This is a genomic window from Xanthomonas sp. WCS2018Noco2-27 (assembly GCF_031843525.1).
In the GTDB taxonomy this organism is placed as follows: Bacteria; Pseudomonadota; Gammaproteobacteria; order Xanthomonadales; family Xanthomonadaceae; genus Xanthomonas.
Genome location: NZ_JAVTIK010000009.1, coordinates 105,101 through 122,373 on the forward strand (window position 1 = coordinate 105,101; position 17,273 = coordinate 122,373).

The 17,273-nt window shown below is 63.3% G+C and carries 10 protein-coding genes and 1 pseudogene; 6 read left to right on the forward strand and 5 right to left on the reverse strand.

The window, feature by feature from the left end; all coding sequences use genetic code 11:
- Window positions 1-16: 16 nt before the first annotated feature.
- On the reverse strand, window positions 17-283 hold the full coding sequence (locus tag RQH86_RS15230) for a transposase (RefSeq protein ID WP_311260566.1): 267 nt from the start codon (window positions 281-283) through the stop codon (window positions 17-19).
- Between the two features lie 340 nt (window positions 284-623).
- Here RQH86_RS15230 and RQH86_RS15235 point away from each other — a divergent pair, with 340 nt between their 5' ends.
- Both RQH86_RS15235 and RQH86_RS15240 read left to right on the forward strand, forming a co-directional pair.
- Complete coding sequence (locus RQH86_RS15235; RefSeq protein WP_311239880.1) at window positions 624-1,886, forward strand: HlyD family efflux transporter periplasmic adaptor subunit; 1,263 nt, start codon at window positions 624-626, stop codon at window positions 1,884-1,886.
- Window positions 1,887-1,919: 33 nt separating this feature from the next.
- Window positions 1,920-3,989, forward strand: a complete 2,070-nt coding sequence (locus RQH86_RS15240; protein ID WP_311239881.1) for a peptidase domain-containing ABC transporter — start codon at window positions 1,920-1,922, stop codon at window positions 3,987-3,989.
- 154 nt (window positions 3,990-4,143) lie between these two features.
- Here the strand turns inward: RQH86_RS15240 and RQH86_RS15245 are convergent, their stop codons facing one another.
- Window positions 4,144-5,175 carry a DUF6624 domain-containing protein gene (locus RQH86_RS15245; protein ID WP_311239882.1) on the reverse strand — a complete coding sequence of 344 codons (1,032 nt, stop codon included), beginning with the start codon at window positions 5,173-5,175 and terminating at the stop codon, window positions 4,144-4,146.
- A gap of 30 nt (window positions 5,176-5,205) precedes the next feature.
- Window positions 5,206-5,397: a hypothetical protein gene (locus tag RQH86_RS15250; protein ID WP_311239883.1), complete on the reverse strand. Its 192-nt coding sequence runs from the start codon at window positions 5,395-5,397 to the stop codon at window positions 5,206-5,208.
- Between the two features lie 294 nt (window positions 5,398-5,691).
- Here RQH86_RS15250 and RQH86_RS15255 point away from each other — a divergent pair, with 294 nt between their 5' ends.
- Entirely contained in the window at window positions 5,692-6,795 is a 1,104-nt protein-coding gene (locus RQH86_RS15255; protein WP_311239884.1) for a hypothetical protein, read from the forward strand.
- A 41-nt stretch (window positions 6,796-6,836) separates the two neighbouring features.
- Here RQH86_RS15255 and RQH86_RS15260 read toward each other — a convergent pair.
- Together RQH86_RS15260 and RQH86_RS15265 are read right to left on the reverse strand one after the other, a co-directional pair.
- Window positions 6,837-7,358, reverse strand: a pseudogene (locus tag RQH86_RS15260) (IS3 family transposase); the annotation flags it as partial.
- A 69-nt stretch (window positions 7,359-7,427) separates the two neighbouring features.
- On the reverse strand, window positions 7,428-8,060 hold the full coding sequence (locus RQH86_RS15265; protein WP_311239885.1) for a hypothetical protein: 633 nt from the start codon (window positions 8,058-8,060) through the stop codon (window positions 7,428-7,430).
- Window positions 8,061-8,456: 396 nt separating this feature from the next.
- On the opposite strand from RQH86_RS15265, the gene RQH86_RS15270 reads away from it, so the two are divergent.
- From RQH86_RS15270 to glgB, 3 genes are read left to right on the forward strand one after another with little or no spacing between them, the layout of a single operon-like run.
- Entirely contained in the window at window positions 8,457-11,570 is a 3,114-nt protein-coding gene (locus tag RQH86_RS15270; protein ID WP_311239886.1) for a maltotransferase domain-containing protein, read from the forward strand.
- Window positions 11,567-14,917 (forward strand): maltose alpha-D-glucosyltransferase, encoded by a 3,351-nt coding sequence (gene treS / locus RQH86_RS15275; protein ID WP_311239887.1) that lies wholly within the window; start codon window positions 11,567-11,569, stop codon window positions 14,915-14,917. Before RQH86_RS15270 ends, treS begins: the two co-directional genes overlap by 4 nt.
- A gap of 11 nt (window positions 14,918-14,928) precedes the next feature.
- A complete protein-coding gene (gene glgB / locus RQH86_RS15280; RefSeq protein WP_115552888.1) occupies window positions 14,929-17,112 on the forward strand; it encodes a 1,4-alpha-glucan branching protein GlgB in 2,184 nt (727 codons plus the stop codon).
- Window positions 17,113-17,273: the final 161 nt, after the last annotated feature.

Below are 17,273 nucleotides of genomic sequence, written 5' to 3' on the forward strand. Positions count from 1 at the left end.
AGTCGACGAGCCTGGCTCAACCTTTTCGCGACAGCACGTCCTTGAGCGCGTGGTGATCCAATGCCAACTCGGCATACATGCGCTTCATCCGGGCCAACTCGGCTTCCACATCCTTCAGATGCCGCAACTGCGACACCTCCATGCCGGCGTACTTGGACTTCCAGACGTAATAGGTCGGCTCGCTGATCCCGTGCTTGCGGCAAGTCTCGCCAACCCTTGCACCGGCCTCGACTTCTTTGAGGATCCGAACCATCTGTTCTTCGGTGAACTTCGACTTCTTCATAGAGAGCTCCTTGGGGTGGAACTCTACTTCCAAGTGGATCGAGTTAACGAGGACGCTTCAACTCCTCCGCAGAAGAAGGCCGTGATGGCGGCGCAACTGTTCCTGGACCTGATGGAGGAGAAGATCGATTTCTAAGCCATGGGGCGCTACCTTCGCGAGGAAATCGGCCTTTAATGGACTTGGCTCTCCTGCCGGATGGAGTAAAGCGCAATCCGGGGTTCTTGGCTGAACAAGCCAACGCCGTTACATCCTTTCCCCCCGCAAGCCATGCCAGTCACCCAGTTGTCTCACCCACGCCGGTGTGTATCAATGGAGGCTTGCCAGGAGGTGCAGCAAACGGATGTCGCAGGATCTATTCCGCCCCGAAGTCAGCGCAGCGCGCCGCACGGCGTGGCTTGGCGATATCCAGTTGGCCCAGCCCATCCGCATCCAGGTACTGGCGGCATCCGCTGTGTGCGTCGCACTCGGCGTACTGGCCTTCCTGGCATTCGGCACGTACACCTGGCGTTCCACGGTGCAAGGCACCCTAGTTCCGGGCAAGGGTCTCTCCGTGGTCACCTCGCCCGTGAGCGGGGTGGTATCGCAGATCATGGTAGAAGAGGGGGGACGGGTCGAACAGGGGCAGGCGGTCGCCATCGTCAGCTCCTCCCGCGCTACCGTGAATGACGGCGACACCACCATCGCCCTGCAGCGGCGGCTGGAAGAGCGCCAGCAGGGTCTTGACGATGCATGGTCTGCTGAGCAGCGGCGGTTGACCGCGCAGCGCGACGGCCTGCTGCGCCAACTGCAGAGTGCGCAGCGCGAGAGCGCCGACATCGCCGGTGAAATCCAGAACCGCCGCGAGCAGATCCAGGTGGCCGAGGAGACTCTTGGTCGCCTCCGTCGCCTTGAGGACGAGCAGTATGTGAGCATCCTGCAGATCAAGCAGGAGCAGTCCAATGCGTTGGGATGGAAAGGTGAGCTGCAGTCATTCCAACGCCAGGCCACGGTCAATCAACGACTGATCGCGCAACTGCAGCAAAGCCTGGACGAGCTTCCCGAGCATCTGCAGGTAGTGGCGGCGGAGCATCGCAACGCGGTCGCCGCCCTTGCGCAGGAGAGGGTGCAGGTGCAGTCCAATGGGTCACTGAGTGTCGGCGCACCCGTGGAGGGCACCGTGTCCGTGCAGCAATCCAAACCTGGACAATCCATCGCGCAGGGACAGCCGCTGCTCGTGGTCCTGCCGGTTGATAGTCCACTGGAAGCTGAGCTGCTCGTGCCAAGCCGGTCAATCGGCTTCGTTACGCCGGGCGACACTGTGCGCCTGCGCTTCCACGCATTCCCGTATCAGAAGTTCGGCCACCAGATGGGTGCCGTGACCCGCGTGAGTCGTAGCGCAATCCCGACCACCGAGGGATCCGCGACAACCAACGCCGATGCACCCGTGCACTACTACAGGGTAACGGTGCAGCTCCAGCACCAGTCCGTGCGCGCGTACGGCAACGATGAGCCCCTGCTTCCGGGCATGCAGGTGGATGCGGACATAATGGGCGAGCGGCGGCGCCTGTATGAGTGGCTGCTGGAGCCGTTGCAGTCCGTGCGCAGTGCCGGGGCAGGCAGCTGACATGGCAGGGAAAACCGCTACGGGACGCACCGGATGAAGGTGACGATTCAGTCAGAAGCGGCCGAGTGCGGCCTCGCATGCATCACCATGGTCGCCGACCATCACGGCTATGGCGCATCACTTCGGGAGCTTCGCCACAGGTTTCCACCCTCGCTGAAGGGCGCCACGCTGCGACAGCTCATGCAGGTCGCGCAGGCGCTGGGACTGCGTGCGCGGCCTCTCAGGCTGGAGCTGGAGGGTCTGGGACAACTGCAGTTGCCCTGCATCCTGCACTGGAACCTGAGCCACTTCGTCGTGCTTGAAGACGTCGGTACGTCCAAGGCAACGATCATCGATCCAGCCTCCGGTCGACGCACTGTAACCATTGATGAGCTGTCCCGTAGTTTCACCGGCGTGGCGATGGAGCTGATGCCTGGCACTGAATTCCAGCGCAGGTTGACGCCGCCGGCCGTCACGCTCAGACAGCTGACCGGGCGTGTCACAGGGATCTGGAAGGCGCTGACCCTGCTGCTGGCACTGTCCGCCTCGCTGCAGGTGTTCGTGGTGATCGCCCCGTTCTTCATTCAATGGGTGGTCGATCAGGTGCTGGTCTCTGCCGACCGAGGTCTCCTCGCGATCCTGGGCATCGGCTTTGGGCTTGCGCTGCTGCTGCAGGTCGGCATCAGCGTGCTGCGCGGCTGGACCGTGATGCTGCTGTCCACCCGCCTCGGCCTGCAATGGATGGGTAATGTGTTCGCCCACCTCGTCCGTCTGCCGCTGGAATACTTCCAGAAACGGCACGTAGGCGATGTCACCTCGCGCATGTCGTCCGTCCACGCAATCCAGCAGACACTGACCAACAGCTTTGTTGAAGCCCTCATTGATGGACTGATGGCTGCGGTGACGCTGACCATCATGCTGATCTATAGTTGGAAACTGGCGCTGGTGACCTTGGCGGCGGTCGGGCTCTACCTCGGGCTGCGACTGGTGGCGTACCGGCCGTTGCGTGACGGCACCGAACGGCAACTGATGGCGGCTGCACGGCAGGAGACGTACCTGCTGGAATCCATCCGCGGCATCCAGAGCATCAAAGTTGCTGGTCAGGAATCAGCGCGGCGAGCTACCTACGAGAACCTGATGGTCGACACCGTGAACCAGGACGTCCGCCTGGCTAGGATGAACCTCGGCTTCGACAACGCAAACATGCTGATCTTCGGCGCCGAGCGCATCATCGTCATCTGCGTCGGGGCGTCGCTCTCACTGGACAGTGTGTTCACCGTGGGCATGCTGATCGCCTACCTTGCATACAAAGAGCAGTTTGCGCAGAGGATCTCGGCCCTCATCGACAAGGCCATGGAGTTGAGGATGCTGCGGCTGCATGGCGAACGCCTGGCCGACATCGCACTGACCGAGCCGGAACCCAGCGTAGGTCCTACGCCAGACGCCGGCAGCGCCCCGCTGAAGGTGGAAGTGCGCAACCTCTGCTTCCGATACGCCCATGGTGAGCCTTGGGTGCTGGACAACCTGACCTTCACCATCGCCGCAGGGGAGTCGGTTGCCATCGTGGGCGCGTCTGGCTGCGGCAAGACCACCCTCGTCAAAGTCATGCTGGGACTGCTGACACCCACCCGTGGCCAGGTGCTGGTCGATGGCAAGGACATCCATGGCAGCGAGGGGGCCGTGCTACGTGCACTTTTCGGCGCCGTCATGCAGGACGATGACCTCTTTGCCGGCAGCATTGCCGACAACATCAGCTTCTTCGATGCAAGCCACGACATGGCGCGCATGGAGGCAGCGGCGCGCCTTGCGTCTATGCATGAGGAAATCCAGGCGATGCCGATGGGATACAACGGATTCATCGGCGACATGGGAAGCTCGTTGTCCGGAGGCCAGAAGCAACGCATCATCCTTGCGCGCGCGCTCTACAGGGACCCGGCGCTACTGTTCCTGGATGAAGCCACGAGCCATCTGGATGTGGGCAGGGAGCGTGCAGTGAGCGACGCTATCGGCGAGCTGCCGCTGACCTGCATCATCGTGGCGCACCGCCCGGAAACTATCCGCAGCGCCGACCGCATACTGGCCATGAAAGACGGGCAACTTGACGAGTCGGGTTACTCACCGTAGCACTCGACAATCCTTGGCCGGATGGAGCGAAGCGCATTCCGTGGCTCTGTGCGCGCGAACGATGCAACGCACTTGCCGATGTCATGCACCAATAGCCTCGGATTGCGCTTGGCTCTATCCGGGCTACAGCCTCAGTGCATCCCAAGCTCCCGCATCATGGTGCCGCAGTGCAACTCGGAAAGTCCTTGAGATAATCTGCGAGCGAAGCCATCCCCACGCTCGTGCGCAGCGCGTCCACATCACCGCTGCCATCAAGCGGCTGCGCCACACGCTTTCCGTCGACGCACGTCACCTGCGTGCCGTAACGCTGCCTGCCGGTCAACTTAAGCATCACCCGATCATGTAGGAAAGCATACTGACGGGGCAGGGCACGACCCTCGTAACTACGCTGCAGGGCCTGCAGCGCGTCGTACTGCAGCTCAGGGCGATGGTCGCCGTGCTGCACGAGCGCCCACAGTTGCTGCTGCATGTCCTCGCTGATCCTCGGCGGCGCAGGCCAACCTCCGTAGCGGGTAATCTGCTCCTGGGCGTACAGGATATTGCTGTCGTCCAGCAAGCGCAGGTCCGCCTCGAGCGCAAATGCATATAAGGCAAACGTGGGAGTGCCGATTGCTTCCTCACCATGACCCGGTAGCGAATCAAAGGCGTATCTCAACACTTGATCCTGTGCGAATCGACGCCCAAGCTCCTTGGCATCCTTGGTGGCGGAATCCACATCGTCACGGACTTTGTGAACGGCATCGACCGAGGTTGCAACTTGCCGATACGTAGCCACATAGGGCTGCGCCTGCCGCGCGGCAGTGACAAACGCGTCCAATGAAGCAGCATCAGCTGCCGTGGCCTCGGCGCTGACTACCAGCGCGCATCGATGGTTGCCATAGCATCCGCGCGGCAGCGCCGACGCATCCACGCCACGGTCCGCAAACGCTTCTCGCAGACGTTGTGTCTCCGCCTCGCTTGCCGGACCTCGCGCCCACGCGAGCAGCGAATCCCATCGCGCACGCTCGGCCGCGTCGGCGGAGAACCGAGGAGCAACCCACTGCAGCGATGCAAGATCAACCACCGCATCCGACGGGACCTGCTCCAGCAGGACGGGCGCAGCGGCGGTAGCGCTGACCGGCAAACTGCTGCCGGTCAGCATCGCGACCACACCCATGCGGAACAATAACGACGCTCCATCATTCATGTCACAAACCCTAAGGGAGGGCGTGCTGCGTCAGGCATCCGCATCGTCAACGACGATGATGTTGTTGCTTAAGCTTGCCTCCGCGGCCGCAAGGCGGGTCCGCGATGTGGTGCCACCAGAGACGGCATTGAGCTCTGCATCGGTCAGTTCGCGTGCCAGGTTACGGCTCAGCAGGCGGAAAGACCCGGTCGTACCATGTTGCTTCGATTCTTGCTTGGACATCGGGAGGACCTCCTTGGGTTGAGCGCCATCCACGAAAACTGGCGCCAGACTGCTTTATCACCCTCATCGGAACGGCGTCAAGTGATTTGGTGGCATAATATGGATCCCATGCGCGTGAGCCCGCGAAAGGCAAGACACACGTTGATGATCGCAACGAATTCGACTGTCATTTTTGCTGCAACTGCGCCAAATCAATATATTGACGTCCGTTACAACTCGACGCGATGATTGGTTTCGATTTAGATTTGACCGGAATCATCCAGGTCACGGAAGAGGAAAGCCATGGCAGGTCGGATGAGCGTAGTGACACTGCCGGGCGATGTGCATGCCGGTGCAGTGGAATGGGCATTGGCGGATCGCGGCATCGCCACCGAGTGGATGAGCCTCACCGATTTCCCGGCCGCCCGGCAGCACTCTTTCGTAGCAGGCGACTCGGCCCGCGATGCCGGCATCTACGATGCCCTTCCCGATACCTCCTGCGACTATGTGTGGATCCGCAGGGTTGGGCGATCACCCGCTGTTCCGGAGGGCCTTGATCCACGAGATCACGCGCTATGCCAACGAGAGAGCGAGCGATTCTTCTGGGGCCTGCTGCAGGCGATGGCGCCCGATGCATGGTGGGTCAATCCGCTGGACAGCTACCTGACGAGCCGGAACAACAAGCTCAAACAACTTCAGGTTGCGCGTGCATGCGGGTTTACCGTGCCTGAGACCCTCGCCAGCAATAATCCATCGCATGTTCGCGCATTCTTTGCCATGCACGCTGGCCGTATCATCTCCAAGCCGTTCTTCCCGCATCTCTGGAACGGGCGCGACGGCAGCTCCCATGAGTACATGTCGTCGATGATCAGCGCGCAGGACCTCGAAAACGACGGCATGCTGCAGGCGTCTCCGCTCATCTATCAGCGCTTCGTGGAGAAAGCCTACGAGCTGCGCGTGGCTGTGTTTGGTCGCGCATGCATAGCGGCAAAGCTACATAGCGCGGACGATCCGGATCTGCTGGTTGACTGGCGGCATCCAAGCAAGCATCCAGTAATCGAACCCTACAATCTGCCTGATGGCTTACGTGACTGCTGCTTCCGTATGATGGACGCGTTGGGGCTGGTGCATGGTTCGTTTGACTTCATCGTCAAACCCGACGGTCAGTTCGTCTTCCTGGAGGTCAACGAGTCAGGCCAGTGTCTGTGGCTGGAGGAGGACTGCCCGGAGCTTCCGGTGTTGTCAGCGCTGGTGGGATTGTTTCTGGAGAGGAGCCCCGATTACACGGAGCGGGACTTCAGGAAGTATCCGTATAGATTTGCCGACTTCCTTGGTGGTGCGGGGCACTCGGAGTTCCGTCGCCAGGCGGCGGAGGATCACCTGCCGGGGACACTGCATGGGGTGATGTTCCAGGAGTAGGGAAGCTGTGAACTTTGATACGCCCGGTGTTCCGTAGACACTCAAGAACCTCGTTGCGCGTAGCGCCGTTCAAACTCTACAGCGGACAGGTCGCCAGTTGAACCATGGCGGCGGTTGGGGTTGTAGAACATCTCGATGCAGTCAAATACCTCGGCGCGTGCGGCGTCCTTGGTGGGATAGGTCCGCCGCCTGATCCGCTCGCGTTTGAACAGGCCGAAGAAGCTCTCCACGGGTGCGTTGTCGTGGCAGTTGCCACGCCGACTCATGCTCCACACCAAGCCATGGGACGCCAGGAAACGCTGCCAGTCATCGCTGGTATAGACCGACCCTTGGTCCGAGTGAACCAGGCAACCCGCGTTGGGTTTGCGCCGCCAGACCGCAGACAACACCGCCTGCACGACCAACTCGGTATCGGCCCGGTCGCGCATTGCCCAGCCGACGACCTGCCTGGAAAACAGATCGATCACAACAGCCAGGTACATCCAGCCTTCATGCGTGCGGATGAAGGTGAAATCGCTCGCCCAGGCCGCGTCCGGCTCGGTCACGTCGAACTGCCGATCAACACTGCTCATGGACACCTCCGAATCAGCCATTTTCCATGGCCTTGAGATGTCTAGGAAACCCTGGGCGTATCAGCCCGCAGTGACCCATGTGCCCAGAACAGGGACCGGAAAGTTGGCCGTCGATGTGTTTCGTTCGTAACGCTCGCCCTGGGCGACACGCGTCAACGTACCGCGCTTCCAGGTATAGGCCCAGGTGTAGCGCCCTGGCGCCGGGCAGCGCTCGGATCCGTCGGGATTCCGCTGTTCCCGTTTGCAGATGGGCGATTGCTTCTGCACGACAAAGACAACCTCAATGCGTTTGTCCTTGATGCTGAGGCTCATCACTTCGCCGGGAATCTGCTCATTCGCATCCGGCGTATAGCCGGTCTTGCGCGCCCTGGTTTCCCATTCATCCATGGGAACGCTGAGCGTCTGTGTCTTCCTGGGAACGAGTTTGCTGAGAACGGTAATGCCATTCGGGCAGTCTGCCGTGGACCCGGAGCAATACGACGCGCTGAGATAGACGATCTCATCGACACCGTCCTGATCCGGATCGATCACCTGAAGGAAACCTACGTAGTCTTCCTTCACGATGTCATCGTTAACACTGAAGTCCTGCCAACGTGTGGCGATCTCCTGAGCGTGCTTTAACTCCAGCTTCGGCTCTGTCGCGTGTGCAACCAGGGCGACAATCAGCAGTGCCATCGCAAAATAGATCCGCATCCTCGCTCTCCTTGCAGGGTGGGCATCCAGCTTACTGCAGCAGCGTGAAGGGTGTGGCCGACGTTCAACCCATGTACCGGATTCCATGCATGGCCGGCATCTTTCACCGCCGCGCTTGTTTGATTTTCGTCAATTCGACCGACACATGAAATTCGCAGTGGGGGTGTTTGACTGCATGGGTCAAGAATCGTTGCGGAGTTGCGCATGAGTGCAGTCACAGGTAGCAGGGTCGGTCGAGCGTCGCGCTGGCAGGGGTCGGGGCGGCAAGGCGTGATCCAGGCGGGTGTTGGACCGGCGCTTCCTCCGCGAGTCGCTGCGGCGTGGCGACATGACGCGTGCGATATGTCTCCCATCGTCACGGTGCGTTCGCGCGCCGTGATCTGCTGAGGAGGCGCCATGCGGATCTGTGTTCTCAATGAGGCGTCGTCGTCTGCCGGGCTGGAGCAGCGCTGCAGTGCGGCCCGCGAGGCGGGCTGCGACTACGTGGTGATGGCGGCGCCGTTCGCGCGCGATGCGGAAGATCGGTTGATCGAGCCGGCGGCTGGTGCCGATACGCACGACGGCCACCTGCGCGAGGCGGCGCAGGCGGCGCACCGCGCGGGCGTGAAGCTGTTGATCGATGTGCGCCTGGATGAAATCGGTGGCGCCAGCGCGGTGGTGCGCGATAACCCGCAGTGGTTTCGTGCACGCAGCACGGCGGTGCCGGACCCGCGCCAGCCGCGGGGCACGCCGGAGGTGGCCGAGGCGCGCTTTGCTTATGCGCAGGAAGGCGCGGCGCTGGTGGAGTGGTGGAGTGTGCGCCTGCTGGAGTGGGCCGGGCAGGGAGTTGGCGGTTTCCGGCTATTGCAGCCGCAACAGGTGCCGGTGCAGCGCTGGCGCGAGTTGATCGCGCGCGTGCATGCGCAGGCGCCGGAGGTGGTGTTTGCGGCGTGGACGCCTGGGTTGGGTCTGGAAGCCTTGCAGCAGTTGTCTGGTGCCGGCTTCGATGCGGCGTTTTCGTCGCTGGCGTGGTGGGACGGGCGCGGCAGTTGGTTCTTCGATGAAGACACTGCGCTGCGTGCGCTGGCATCGCAGGTCATTGCTGTGCTCGATGCGCCCGATGGCAAGCGTGCGGCATCGCCCGAACAGCACTGGCAGCTGGCGCTGGCCCTGGGTGGCGCCTGGTTGCTGGACGATGCGCAGCTGGATGCTTTGCCACAGTCGATTCGCGCGGCCGATGGGTTGCCGACCAGCAATGCCGGCATGCGGCTGCGCCCGCTGCTACGCGAAACCACCGGCCTGACAGCGGTTGCGGTCGAGCCGTTGGGCGCTTTACCCGCCTTGTTATTGATCAATGGCGATACGCGACATGTGGTGCCGGTGCCGGCATCGGATCTGTTGCGGCTGCTTGGCGATGCCGAGGCGTTGGTGGCCGAAGATGGCCGCACCTTGTCCGGCGCAACGCTCGACGCACTGGAACCTAGCGAAGTGCGCGTGTACCGCAGCGTGCCGGCACGCCATGTGCTGGCAGTGCCGCGCATGCGGCCGCGTGCGCAGACCGCGGCTGCCTGGCCGCGGGTGTGCATCGAATCGGTGACGCCCTCGGTCGATAACGGCCGCTTCCCGGTCAAGCGCACGGTGGGCGACCGCATCTGCGTGGAAGCCGATGCCTTCTGCGACGGGCACGACCGCATCGCGGTGGCGGTGCTGTGGCGGCCGGCCGATGCCAAGACCTGGTCCAGCGCGCCGATGCGTGCGCTGGGCAACGACCGGTGGCGCGCGGAGTTTCCGCTGGAGCGCATCGGTACCTATGAATTCCGTGTGGAGGGCTGGCGCGATGTCTTCGCCACCTTGCATGCGGATCTGGAAAAGAAGCGCGCGGCCAACACGGTGTTGCCGGTAGACGTGCAGGAGGCGGTGGCCGTGGTGCAGGCCGCGCATGCACGCAGCACCGGTGCGTTGGCCGAGCGTTTGCAGGCCCTGCTCACCCGCATCGGTGCGCAGAGCGAGCCGCTGCAACAGCTGGCCATCGTGCTGGAGCCGGACACCGCGCAGGCGATGGCGCTGGCCGACGACAAGCCGTTCCGCTCCGAGACGCCGGTGACCTACCGGGTGGAATCGGAACGTCGCGCGGCGCACTTTGCCAGCTGGTACGAGCTGTTCCCGCGCTCGCAAAGCGGCGATGTGGCGCGGCACGGCACCTTTGACGATGTGATCGAACGCCTGGCGCATATCCGCGCGATGCACTTCGATGTGCTGTACATGCCGCCGATCCACCCGATTGGTGCGAAGAACCGCAAGGGGCGCAACAACTCGGTCACCGCCGTCGATGGCGAGCCGGGCAGCCCGTACGCGATCGGTGCCACCGATGGCGGCCACACCGAGGTGCATGCCGAGCTCGGTGGGCTGGAGGGCTTCCGTCGCTTGATCCAGGCTGCGCGTGCGCATGGTCTGGAAGTGGCGCTGGATTTTGCGATCCAGTGTGCGCCGGACCATCCGTGGCTGCGCGACCACAAGGATTGGTTCACCTGGCGCGCGGACGGTTCCATCCCGTATGCAGAAAATCCGCCGAAGAAATACCAGGACATCGTCAACGTCGATTTCTACGCCAGCGGCGCGGTGCCGGACTTGTGGAACACGCTGCGCGACGCAGTGCTGTTCTGGGTCAATGAAGGCGTCACGCTATTTCGGGTGGACAACCCGCACACCAAGCCGTTCCCGTTTTGGGAGTGGTTGATTGCCGATGTGCGCGGGCGTCGCCCCGACGTGGTGTTCCTGTCCGAAGCCTTTACCCGGCCGAAGATGATGTACCGCTTGGCCAAGTGCGGCTTCTCGCAGTCGTATACCTATTTCACCTGGCGCAACCACAAGCACGAGCTGCAGGACTATGTGGAAGAGTTGAACGAAGGCGTGCCGCGCGAGTGCTTCCGCCCGCACTTCTTCGTCAATACGCCGGACATCAATCCCTTGTTCCTGCAAACCAGCGGGCGCAACGGGCATTTGATCCGCGCTGCATTGGCGACCACCTTGTCGGGCCTGTGGGGCATGTACCAGGGCTTTGAACTGTGCGAGGCCACACCGCTGGCACCGGGCAAGGAAGAGTATCTGGACTCGGAGAAATTCCAGTTGCGTGCGTGGCCCGAGCGCGCGCCCGGCGACATCGTCGATGAGATCACCCGCTTCAATCAGCTGCGCCGCATGCACCCGGAACTGCAATCGCATCTGGGGACGCGCTTCTATCAGGCGCATAACGACCAGGTGCTGTATTTCGGCAAGTTCCTGGATGCCGGATATCTGTCGCGCAGCCGCAGCATGGTGCTGGTGGCGATCAACCTGGACCCGCATGCCGGCCAGGAGGCGGATATCGAAATCCCGTTGTGGGAACTGGGCTTGCCCGATCACGCCACCGTTGCGGTGGAAGATCTGTGGGAAGGGCATCGGTTCGAGTGGCAAGGCAAACACCAGCACATCCGTGTAGAGGCAGCGCGACCGTTCGCGTTATGGCGCATCCGCGCAGGAGAGGTCGCATGAATGCAGTTCCCGCTTTACAGGCCGACGCAGAACAATCGGCGGTGATCGCAGATCAGCTTTGGTACAAGGACGCGATCATCTACCAGGTGCACGTCAAGTCGTTTTTCGACTCCAACGACGATGGCATCGGCGATTTTCCGGGACTGATTTCCAAGCTGGATTACATCGCCGAACTTGGCGTGGACACCATCTGGTTGCTGCCGTTCTACCCCAGCCCGCGCCGCGACGACGGTTACGACATCGCCGAGTACATGGCGGTGCATCCGGACTATGGCACCATCGCCGACTTCGAACACCTGGTGGCGCAGGCGCATGCGCGCGGCATCCGCGTGGTTACCGAGTTGGTGATCAACCACACCTCCGATCAGCATGCGTGGTTCCAGCGTGCGCGCAACGCGCCGGCCGGCTCGCCGGAGCGCGACTTCTACGTGTGGTCGGACACCGATCAGGAATACGAAGGCACACGCATCATTTTTTGCGATACCGAAAAGTCCAACTGGACCTGGGACCCGGTGGCCGGCCAGTACTTCTGGCATCGGTTCTATTCGCATCAGCCGGACTTGAATTTCGACAACCCTGCGGTACTTGAGGCGGTGCTGGAAGTGATGCGCTTCTGGCTGGACCGCGGTGTGGATGGCCTGCGTCTGGACGCGGTGCCGTACCTGATCGAGCGCTCCGGTACCTCCAACGAAAATCTCCCCGAGACCCACGCCATCCTGCGCAAGATCCGCGCCACCCTGGATGCCGAATACCCTGACCGCATGCTGCTGGCCGAAGCCAATATGTGGCCGGAAGATACCCAGCAGTATTTCGGCCAGAACGCCGACGAATGCCATATGGCGTTCCACTTCCCGCTGATGCCGCGCATGTACATGGCGATCGCGCGCGAAGACCGCTTTCCCATCACCGACATCATGCGGCAAACCCCGGAGATTCCGGAGAGCTGCCAGTGGGCGATCTTCCTGCGCAACCACGATGAGTTGACGCTGGAAATGGTCACCGATTCGGAGCGCGATTATCTGTGGCAGACCTACGCCTCGGACCGTCGCGCACGCATCAATCTGGGCATCCGTCGCCGCCTGGCACCGCTGCTGGAGCGCGACCGCCGCCGTATCGAATTGATGACCTCCTTGTTGCTGACCATGCCGGGCACGCCGGTGCTGTATTACGGCGATGAGATCGGTATGGGCGACAACATCCATCTGGGCGACCGCGATGGCGTGCGCACCCCGATGCAGTGGTCGGTCGACCGCAATGGCGGTTTCTCGCGCGCCGACCCGGCACAGCTGGTGCTGCCGCCGGTGATGGACCCGCTGTACGGCTTTCAGGCGGTGAATGTGGAAGCGCAGATCCGCGACCAGCATTCGCTGCTGACCTGGACCCGCCGCATCCTCAGCGTGCGCAAGCGCTACCAGGCGTTTGGCCGCGGCGTGCTGCGCTTTTTGTATCCGGGCAACCGCCGCATGCTGGCGTATCTGCGCTGCTATCAGGACGAAACCGTGCTGTGCGTGGCCAACCTGTCGCACACACTACAGGCGGTGGAACTGGATCTGTCCGAGTTCGAAGGCCGCGTGCCGGTGGACATCATCGGCGGCGGCAGCTTCCCGCCGATCGGCCGGCTGACCTATCTGCTCACGGTGCCGCCGTTCGGCTTCTACGCGTTTCAGCTGGTCAGCGAAGGCACCTTGCCGGACTGGCATGTGCCCAGCCCGGTGCCGTTGCCGGACTACCGCACGCTGGTGCTGCGCAGCGACACCGACGAAAGCAACGCGCTGCTGCCGCATCTGCCCACCCTGGAAGGCGAAATCCTGCCGGCGTGGCTGTCGGCGCGGCGCTGGTTCTCGGCCAAGGATCAGGCGCTGCGCAGCGTGCGCATCTCGCGCCGCACGCCATTGCCGGGCGATGAGCCAATGAGTTTGCTGGAGCTGGATGTGGAGCTGGAAGACGGCCACCACGCGTCCTACATGCTGCCGATCGGCATCGTGTGGGAGCGCGACCAACCCAGCACCCTGGCCGAACAGCTGGCCCTGGCGCGCGTGCGCCAAGGGCGCGAGGTGGGCTATCTCACCGATGCGTTTGCGCTCAAGCCGATGGTGCGCGGGGTGATCGATGCCCTGCGGACCAATGCGACGCTGGACTTCTGCGATGGCGATGATCCTTCGCAGCAAGGCCAGGTGCGCTTTGAAGCGACGCCGGCGCTGGCCAAGCTGGAGATCCCCGCCGATCCGGACATCCGTTGGTTATCGGCCGAACAGAGCAACAGCTCGCTGGTGGTCGCCGACAAGGCGGTGTTCAAGCTGCTGCGGCATGTAGCAATCGGTGCGAACCCAGAAATCGAAATCGGCCGCCGCCTGACCGAGCTGGGCTACGCCAATGCAGCGCCGCTGCTGGGCAGCGTCAGCCGCGTCGACGGGCAGGGCACCATCACCACCATCGCGCTGCTGCAGGGCTTTATCCGCAATCAGGGCGATGCCTGGCGCTGGACGCTGGACCATCTGGCGCGCAGCTTCGATGAATACGCCACCGCGCAAACCGACGAGTCGCGCGCCGAAGCCATTGCTGGCTACGACGCGTTCGCGGCCGTGGTTGGCAAGCGCCTGGCCGAGTTGCACGAGGCCTTGTCGCGTGCCACCGACGATGCGGACTTCGCACCGCAGCGGATCGATCTGCCGACGGCCAATGATGTGGTGGCCGGTGTGGCGCGGCAGGTCGAAGAGATGTGGGAGATGGTCAACGCACGCTTGTCCGGCAGCGAAGATGCAGCCGAGCGCGAAGCACTGGAAGCGGTACTCGCCGAGCGCCCGCAGCTTGACAGCTTGCTGGCCAAGGCGCCGAGCGTGCTGGCCGATTCGCTGCTGACCCGCGTGCACGGCGATTTCCACCTGGGCCAGATCCTGGTGGCCTTCGACGATGTGGTGTTGATCGACTTCGAAGGCGAGCCGGCCAAGCCGCTGGCCGAGCGTCGCGCCAAGGCCAGCCCGTTGCGCGATGTGGCGGGTTTCCTGCGCTCGCTCGATTACGCCAGCGAGGTTTCGGCACGCGGCGAAGAAGGCACCGCCGCACGCGCAGGCGTCGGTGTGGACACGCACCTGGATGAATTTCTGGCGCAGTTCCGCCGCCGCTCCACGCAAGCCTTCCTGGACGCTTACCATGCCGTGCTCGACGCCAGCGCCCATCCGTGGATTGCGCCGGCGGCGTTCAACGCAGCCACCTTGCTGTTCCTGGTGGAGAAGGCCTGTTACGAAGTGCGTTACGAAGCGGCCAATCGCCCGGGCTGGTTGATGGTGCCGATTGAAGGCTTGCGACGCATCCTGCAACGCGCACGCGCCGGTGCAGGAGACACATGATGAGTGGAGTGATGACAGCAGTGACCAATCGATGGGACCCCGGCGTGGTACGCGCCCTGGCCGAAGCGCGCCACGGCGATGCCTTCGCCGTGTTGGGCGCGCACCCGACCGACGCAGGGCGCTTGCTGCGCACCTACCTGCCGGGCGCCAGCCATGTCAGCGCCGTGCTCGACGACGGGCAGACGATTGCCCTGGAGGCAGGCCCGGAAGCCGGCCTGTTTGCCGGTGAGTTGCCCGCACAAGGTGCGTATCGGCTGCGTATCGGCTGGCCCGGCGGCGAGCAGGAGACGGCCGACCCGTACGCGTTTGGGCCGCAGCTCAGCGACTTCGACCTGCACCTGATCAGCGAAGGCCACCACCTGCAATTGGCCGATGCGCTGGGCGCCAACGTGGTCGAGGTAGACGGCGTACGCGGCACGCGCTTTGCGGTGTGGGCGCCCAATGCCTCGCGCGTGGCGGTGGTGGGCGATTTCAATAGTTGGGACGCGCGCCGTCACCCGATGCGGCTGCGTCACCAGTCCGGCGTGTGGGAGCTGTTCGTGCCCGATGTCGGCCCTGGGGCGCATTACAAATATCAGCTGCGCGGCCCGCATGGGCACGAGTTGCCGGCCAAGGCCGACCCGGTCGCGCGACGCGCCGAGCTTGCACCCGGCACCGCCTCGATCGTGGCCGATCCTACGCCGCACCAGTGGAGCGACGACGGCTGGATGGCCACGCGTGCGCGCCGCCAGGCGCACGACGCGCCGATGAGCGTCTACGAGATCCATGCCGGTTCCTGGCTGCGCGAAGAGGGCGTGGATCTGGACTGGGATGGTCTGGCCGACCGGCTGATCCCGTATGTGGCCGACATGGGTTTCACCCACGTCGAACTGATGCCGGTGACTGAGCATCCGTTCGGCGGCTCGTGGGGCTATCAACCCTTGGGCTTGTTCGCACCGACCGCGCGCTTTGGCTCGCCCGATGGCTTTGCGCGCTTTGTCGATCGCTGCCACCGCGAAGGGATCGGCGTCATCGTCGATTGGGTGCCGGCGCACTTTCCCACCGACGCGCACGGCCTGGCGCATTTCGACGGCACCGCGCTGTACGAACACGCCGACCCGCGCGAAGGCTTCCATCGCGACTGGAATACGCTGATTTACAACCACGGCCGCCGCGAGGTGTCCGGGTTTTTGATCGCCAGCGCGCTGGAGTTCCTGCAGCGCTTCCACGTCGACGGCCTGCGCGTGGACGCGGTGGCATCGATGCTGTATCGCGACTACAGCCGCAATGCCGGCGAGTGGGTGCCCAACATCCATGGTGGACGCGAGAATTACGAAACCATCGCGTTCCTGCGCCGGCTCAACGACGTGGTGCGCGAGCACACCCCGGGTGCGGTGATGATTGCCGAAGAATCCACCGCGTTTCCCGGCGTCACCGCCGATGTCGCGCATGGCGGCCTGGGCTTTCACTACAAGTGGAACATGGGCTGGATGCACGACACCCTGCATTACGCGGGGCTGGACCCGATCTACCGCCGCTACCACCACGGCGAGCTGACTTTCAGCATGGTCTATGCGTATTCGGAGCGCTTCGTGCTGCCGATCTCGCACGACGAAGTGGTGCACGGCAAGGGCTCGTTGCTGGGCCGCATGCCGGGCGACGACTGGCAGCGGTTTGCCAATCTGCGTGCGTATCTGGGTTTCATGTTCACCCACCCCGGGCGCAAGTTGCTGTTCATGGGCTGCGAGTTCGGCCAGCCCACCGAATGGAATCACGACGGCGGCATTCCGTGGCACTTGCTCGACGACCCGCGCCATCGCGGTGTGCAAACACTGGTGCGCGATTTGAATCGGCTGTATGTGCAATACCCGGCATTGCACGCATACGACGACGATCCATCCGGGTTTGCCTGGGTCGTCGGCGATGACGCGGCCAACAGCGTGCTCGCGTTCCTGCGCAAGGGCAAACGCGGCGATGCGCCGGTCTTGGTGGTGATCAACTTCACCCCGGTGGTGCAGCACGGGTATCGCATCGGCGTACCGCAGGGCGGCCAATGGCGCGAAGTGTTCAACAGCGATGCCGGCATCTATGGCGGTGCCAACCTGGGCAACGGTGGCAGCGTGACCGCCGAGCAGCAATCCATGCACGGCCACGCCCAGTCGTTGCCGCTGCTGTTGCCGCCGCTGGGCGTCATCGTGCTCACGCCGCACGGGTGATGCACCCGCCCATCGCCGGACGACTGGTCCGGCGATGGAGCACCTGCTAAATTCGCGCCTCATGCCGCCCGGGGAGGGTGGCTGGGCACAGCCGCCGCCATGCCTTCCGTGGACCGTCTTTACGGGAGTCGCGCGTGCGTGTGTTGAACGATGTTGTTGTA

Coding starts and splice junctions, on each gene's coding strand:
- RQH86_RS15255 (WP_311239884.1), top strand. CDS start 5,692: ATGAGCGTAGTGACACTGCCGGGCGATGTGCATGCCGGTGCAGTGGAA.
- glgB (WP_115552888.1), top strand. CDS start 14,929: ATGACAGCAGTGACCAATCGATGGGACCCCGGCGTGGTACGCGCCCTG.
- RQH86_RS15235 (WP_311239880.1), top strand. CDS start 624: ATGTCGCAGGATCTATTCCGCCCCGAAGTCAGCGCAGCGCGCCGCACG.
- RQH86_RS15240 (WP_311239881.1), top strand. CDS start 1,920: ATGAAGGTGACGATTCAGTCAGAAGCGGCCGAGTGCGGCCTCGCATGC.
- RQH86_RS15250 (WP_311239883.1), bottom strand. CDS start 5,397: ATGTCCAAGCAAGAATCGAAGCAACATGGTACGACCGGGTCTTTCCGC.
- RQH86_RS15230 (WP_311260566.1), bottom strand. CDS start 283: ATGAAGAAGTCGAAGTTCACCGAAGAACAGATGGTTCGGATCCTCAAA.
- RQH86_RS15270 (WP_311239886.1), top strand. CDS start 8,457: ATGCGGATCTGTGTTCTCAATGAGGCGTCGTCGTCTGCCGGGCTGGAG.
- treS (WP_311239887.1), top strand. CDS start 11,567: ATGAATGCAGTTCCCGCTTTACAGGCCGACGCAGAACAATCGGCGGTG.
- RQH86_RS15245 (WP_311239882.1), bottom strand. CDS start 5,175: ATGAATGATGGAGCGTCGTTATTGTTCCGCATGGGTGTGGTCGCGATG.
- RQH86_RS15265 (WP_311239885.1), bottom strand. CDS start 8,060: ATGCGGATCTATTTTGCGATGGCACTGCTGATTGTCGCCCTGGTTGCA.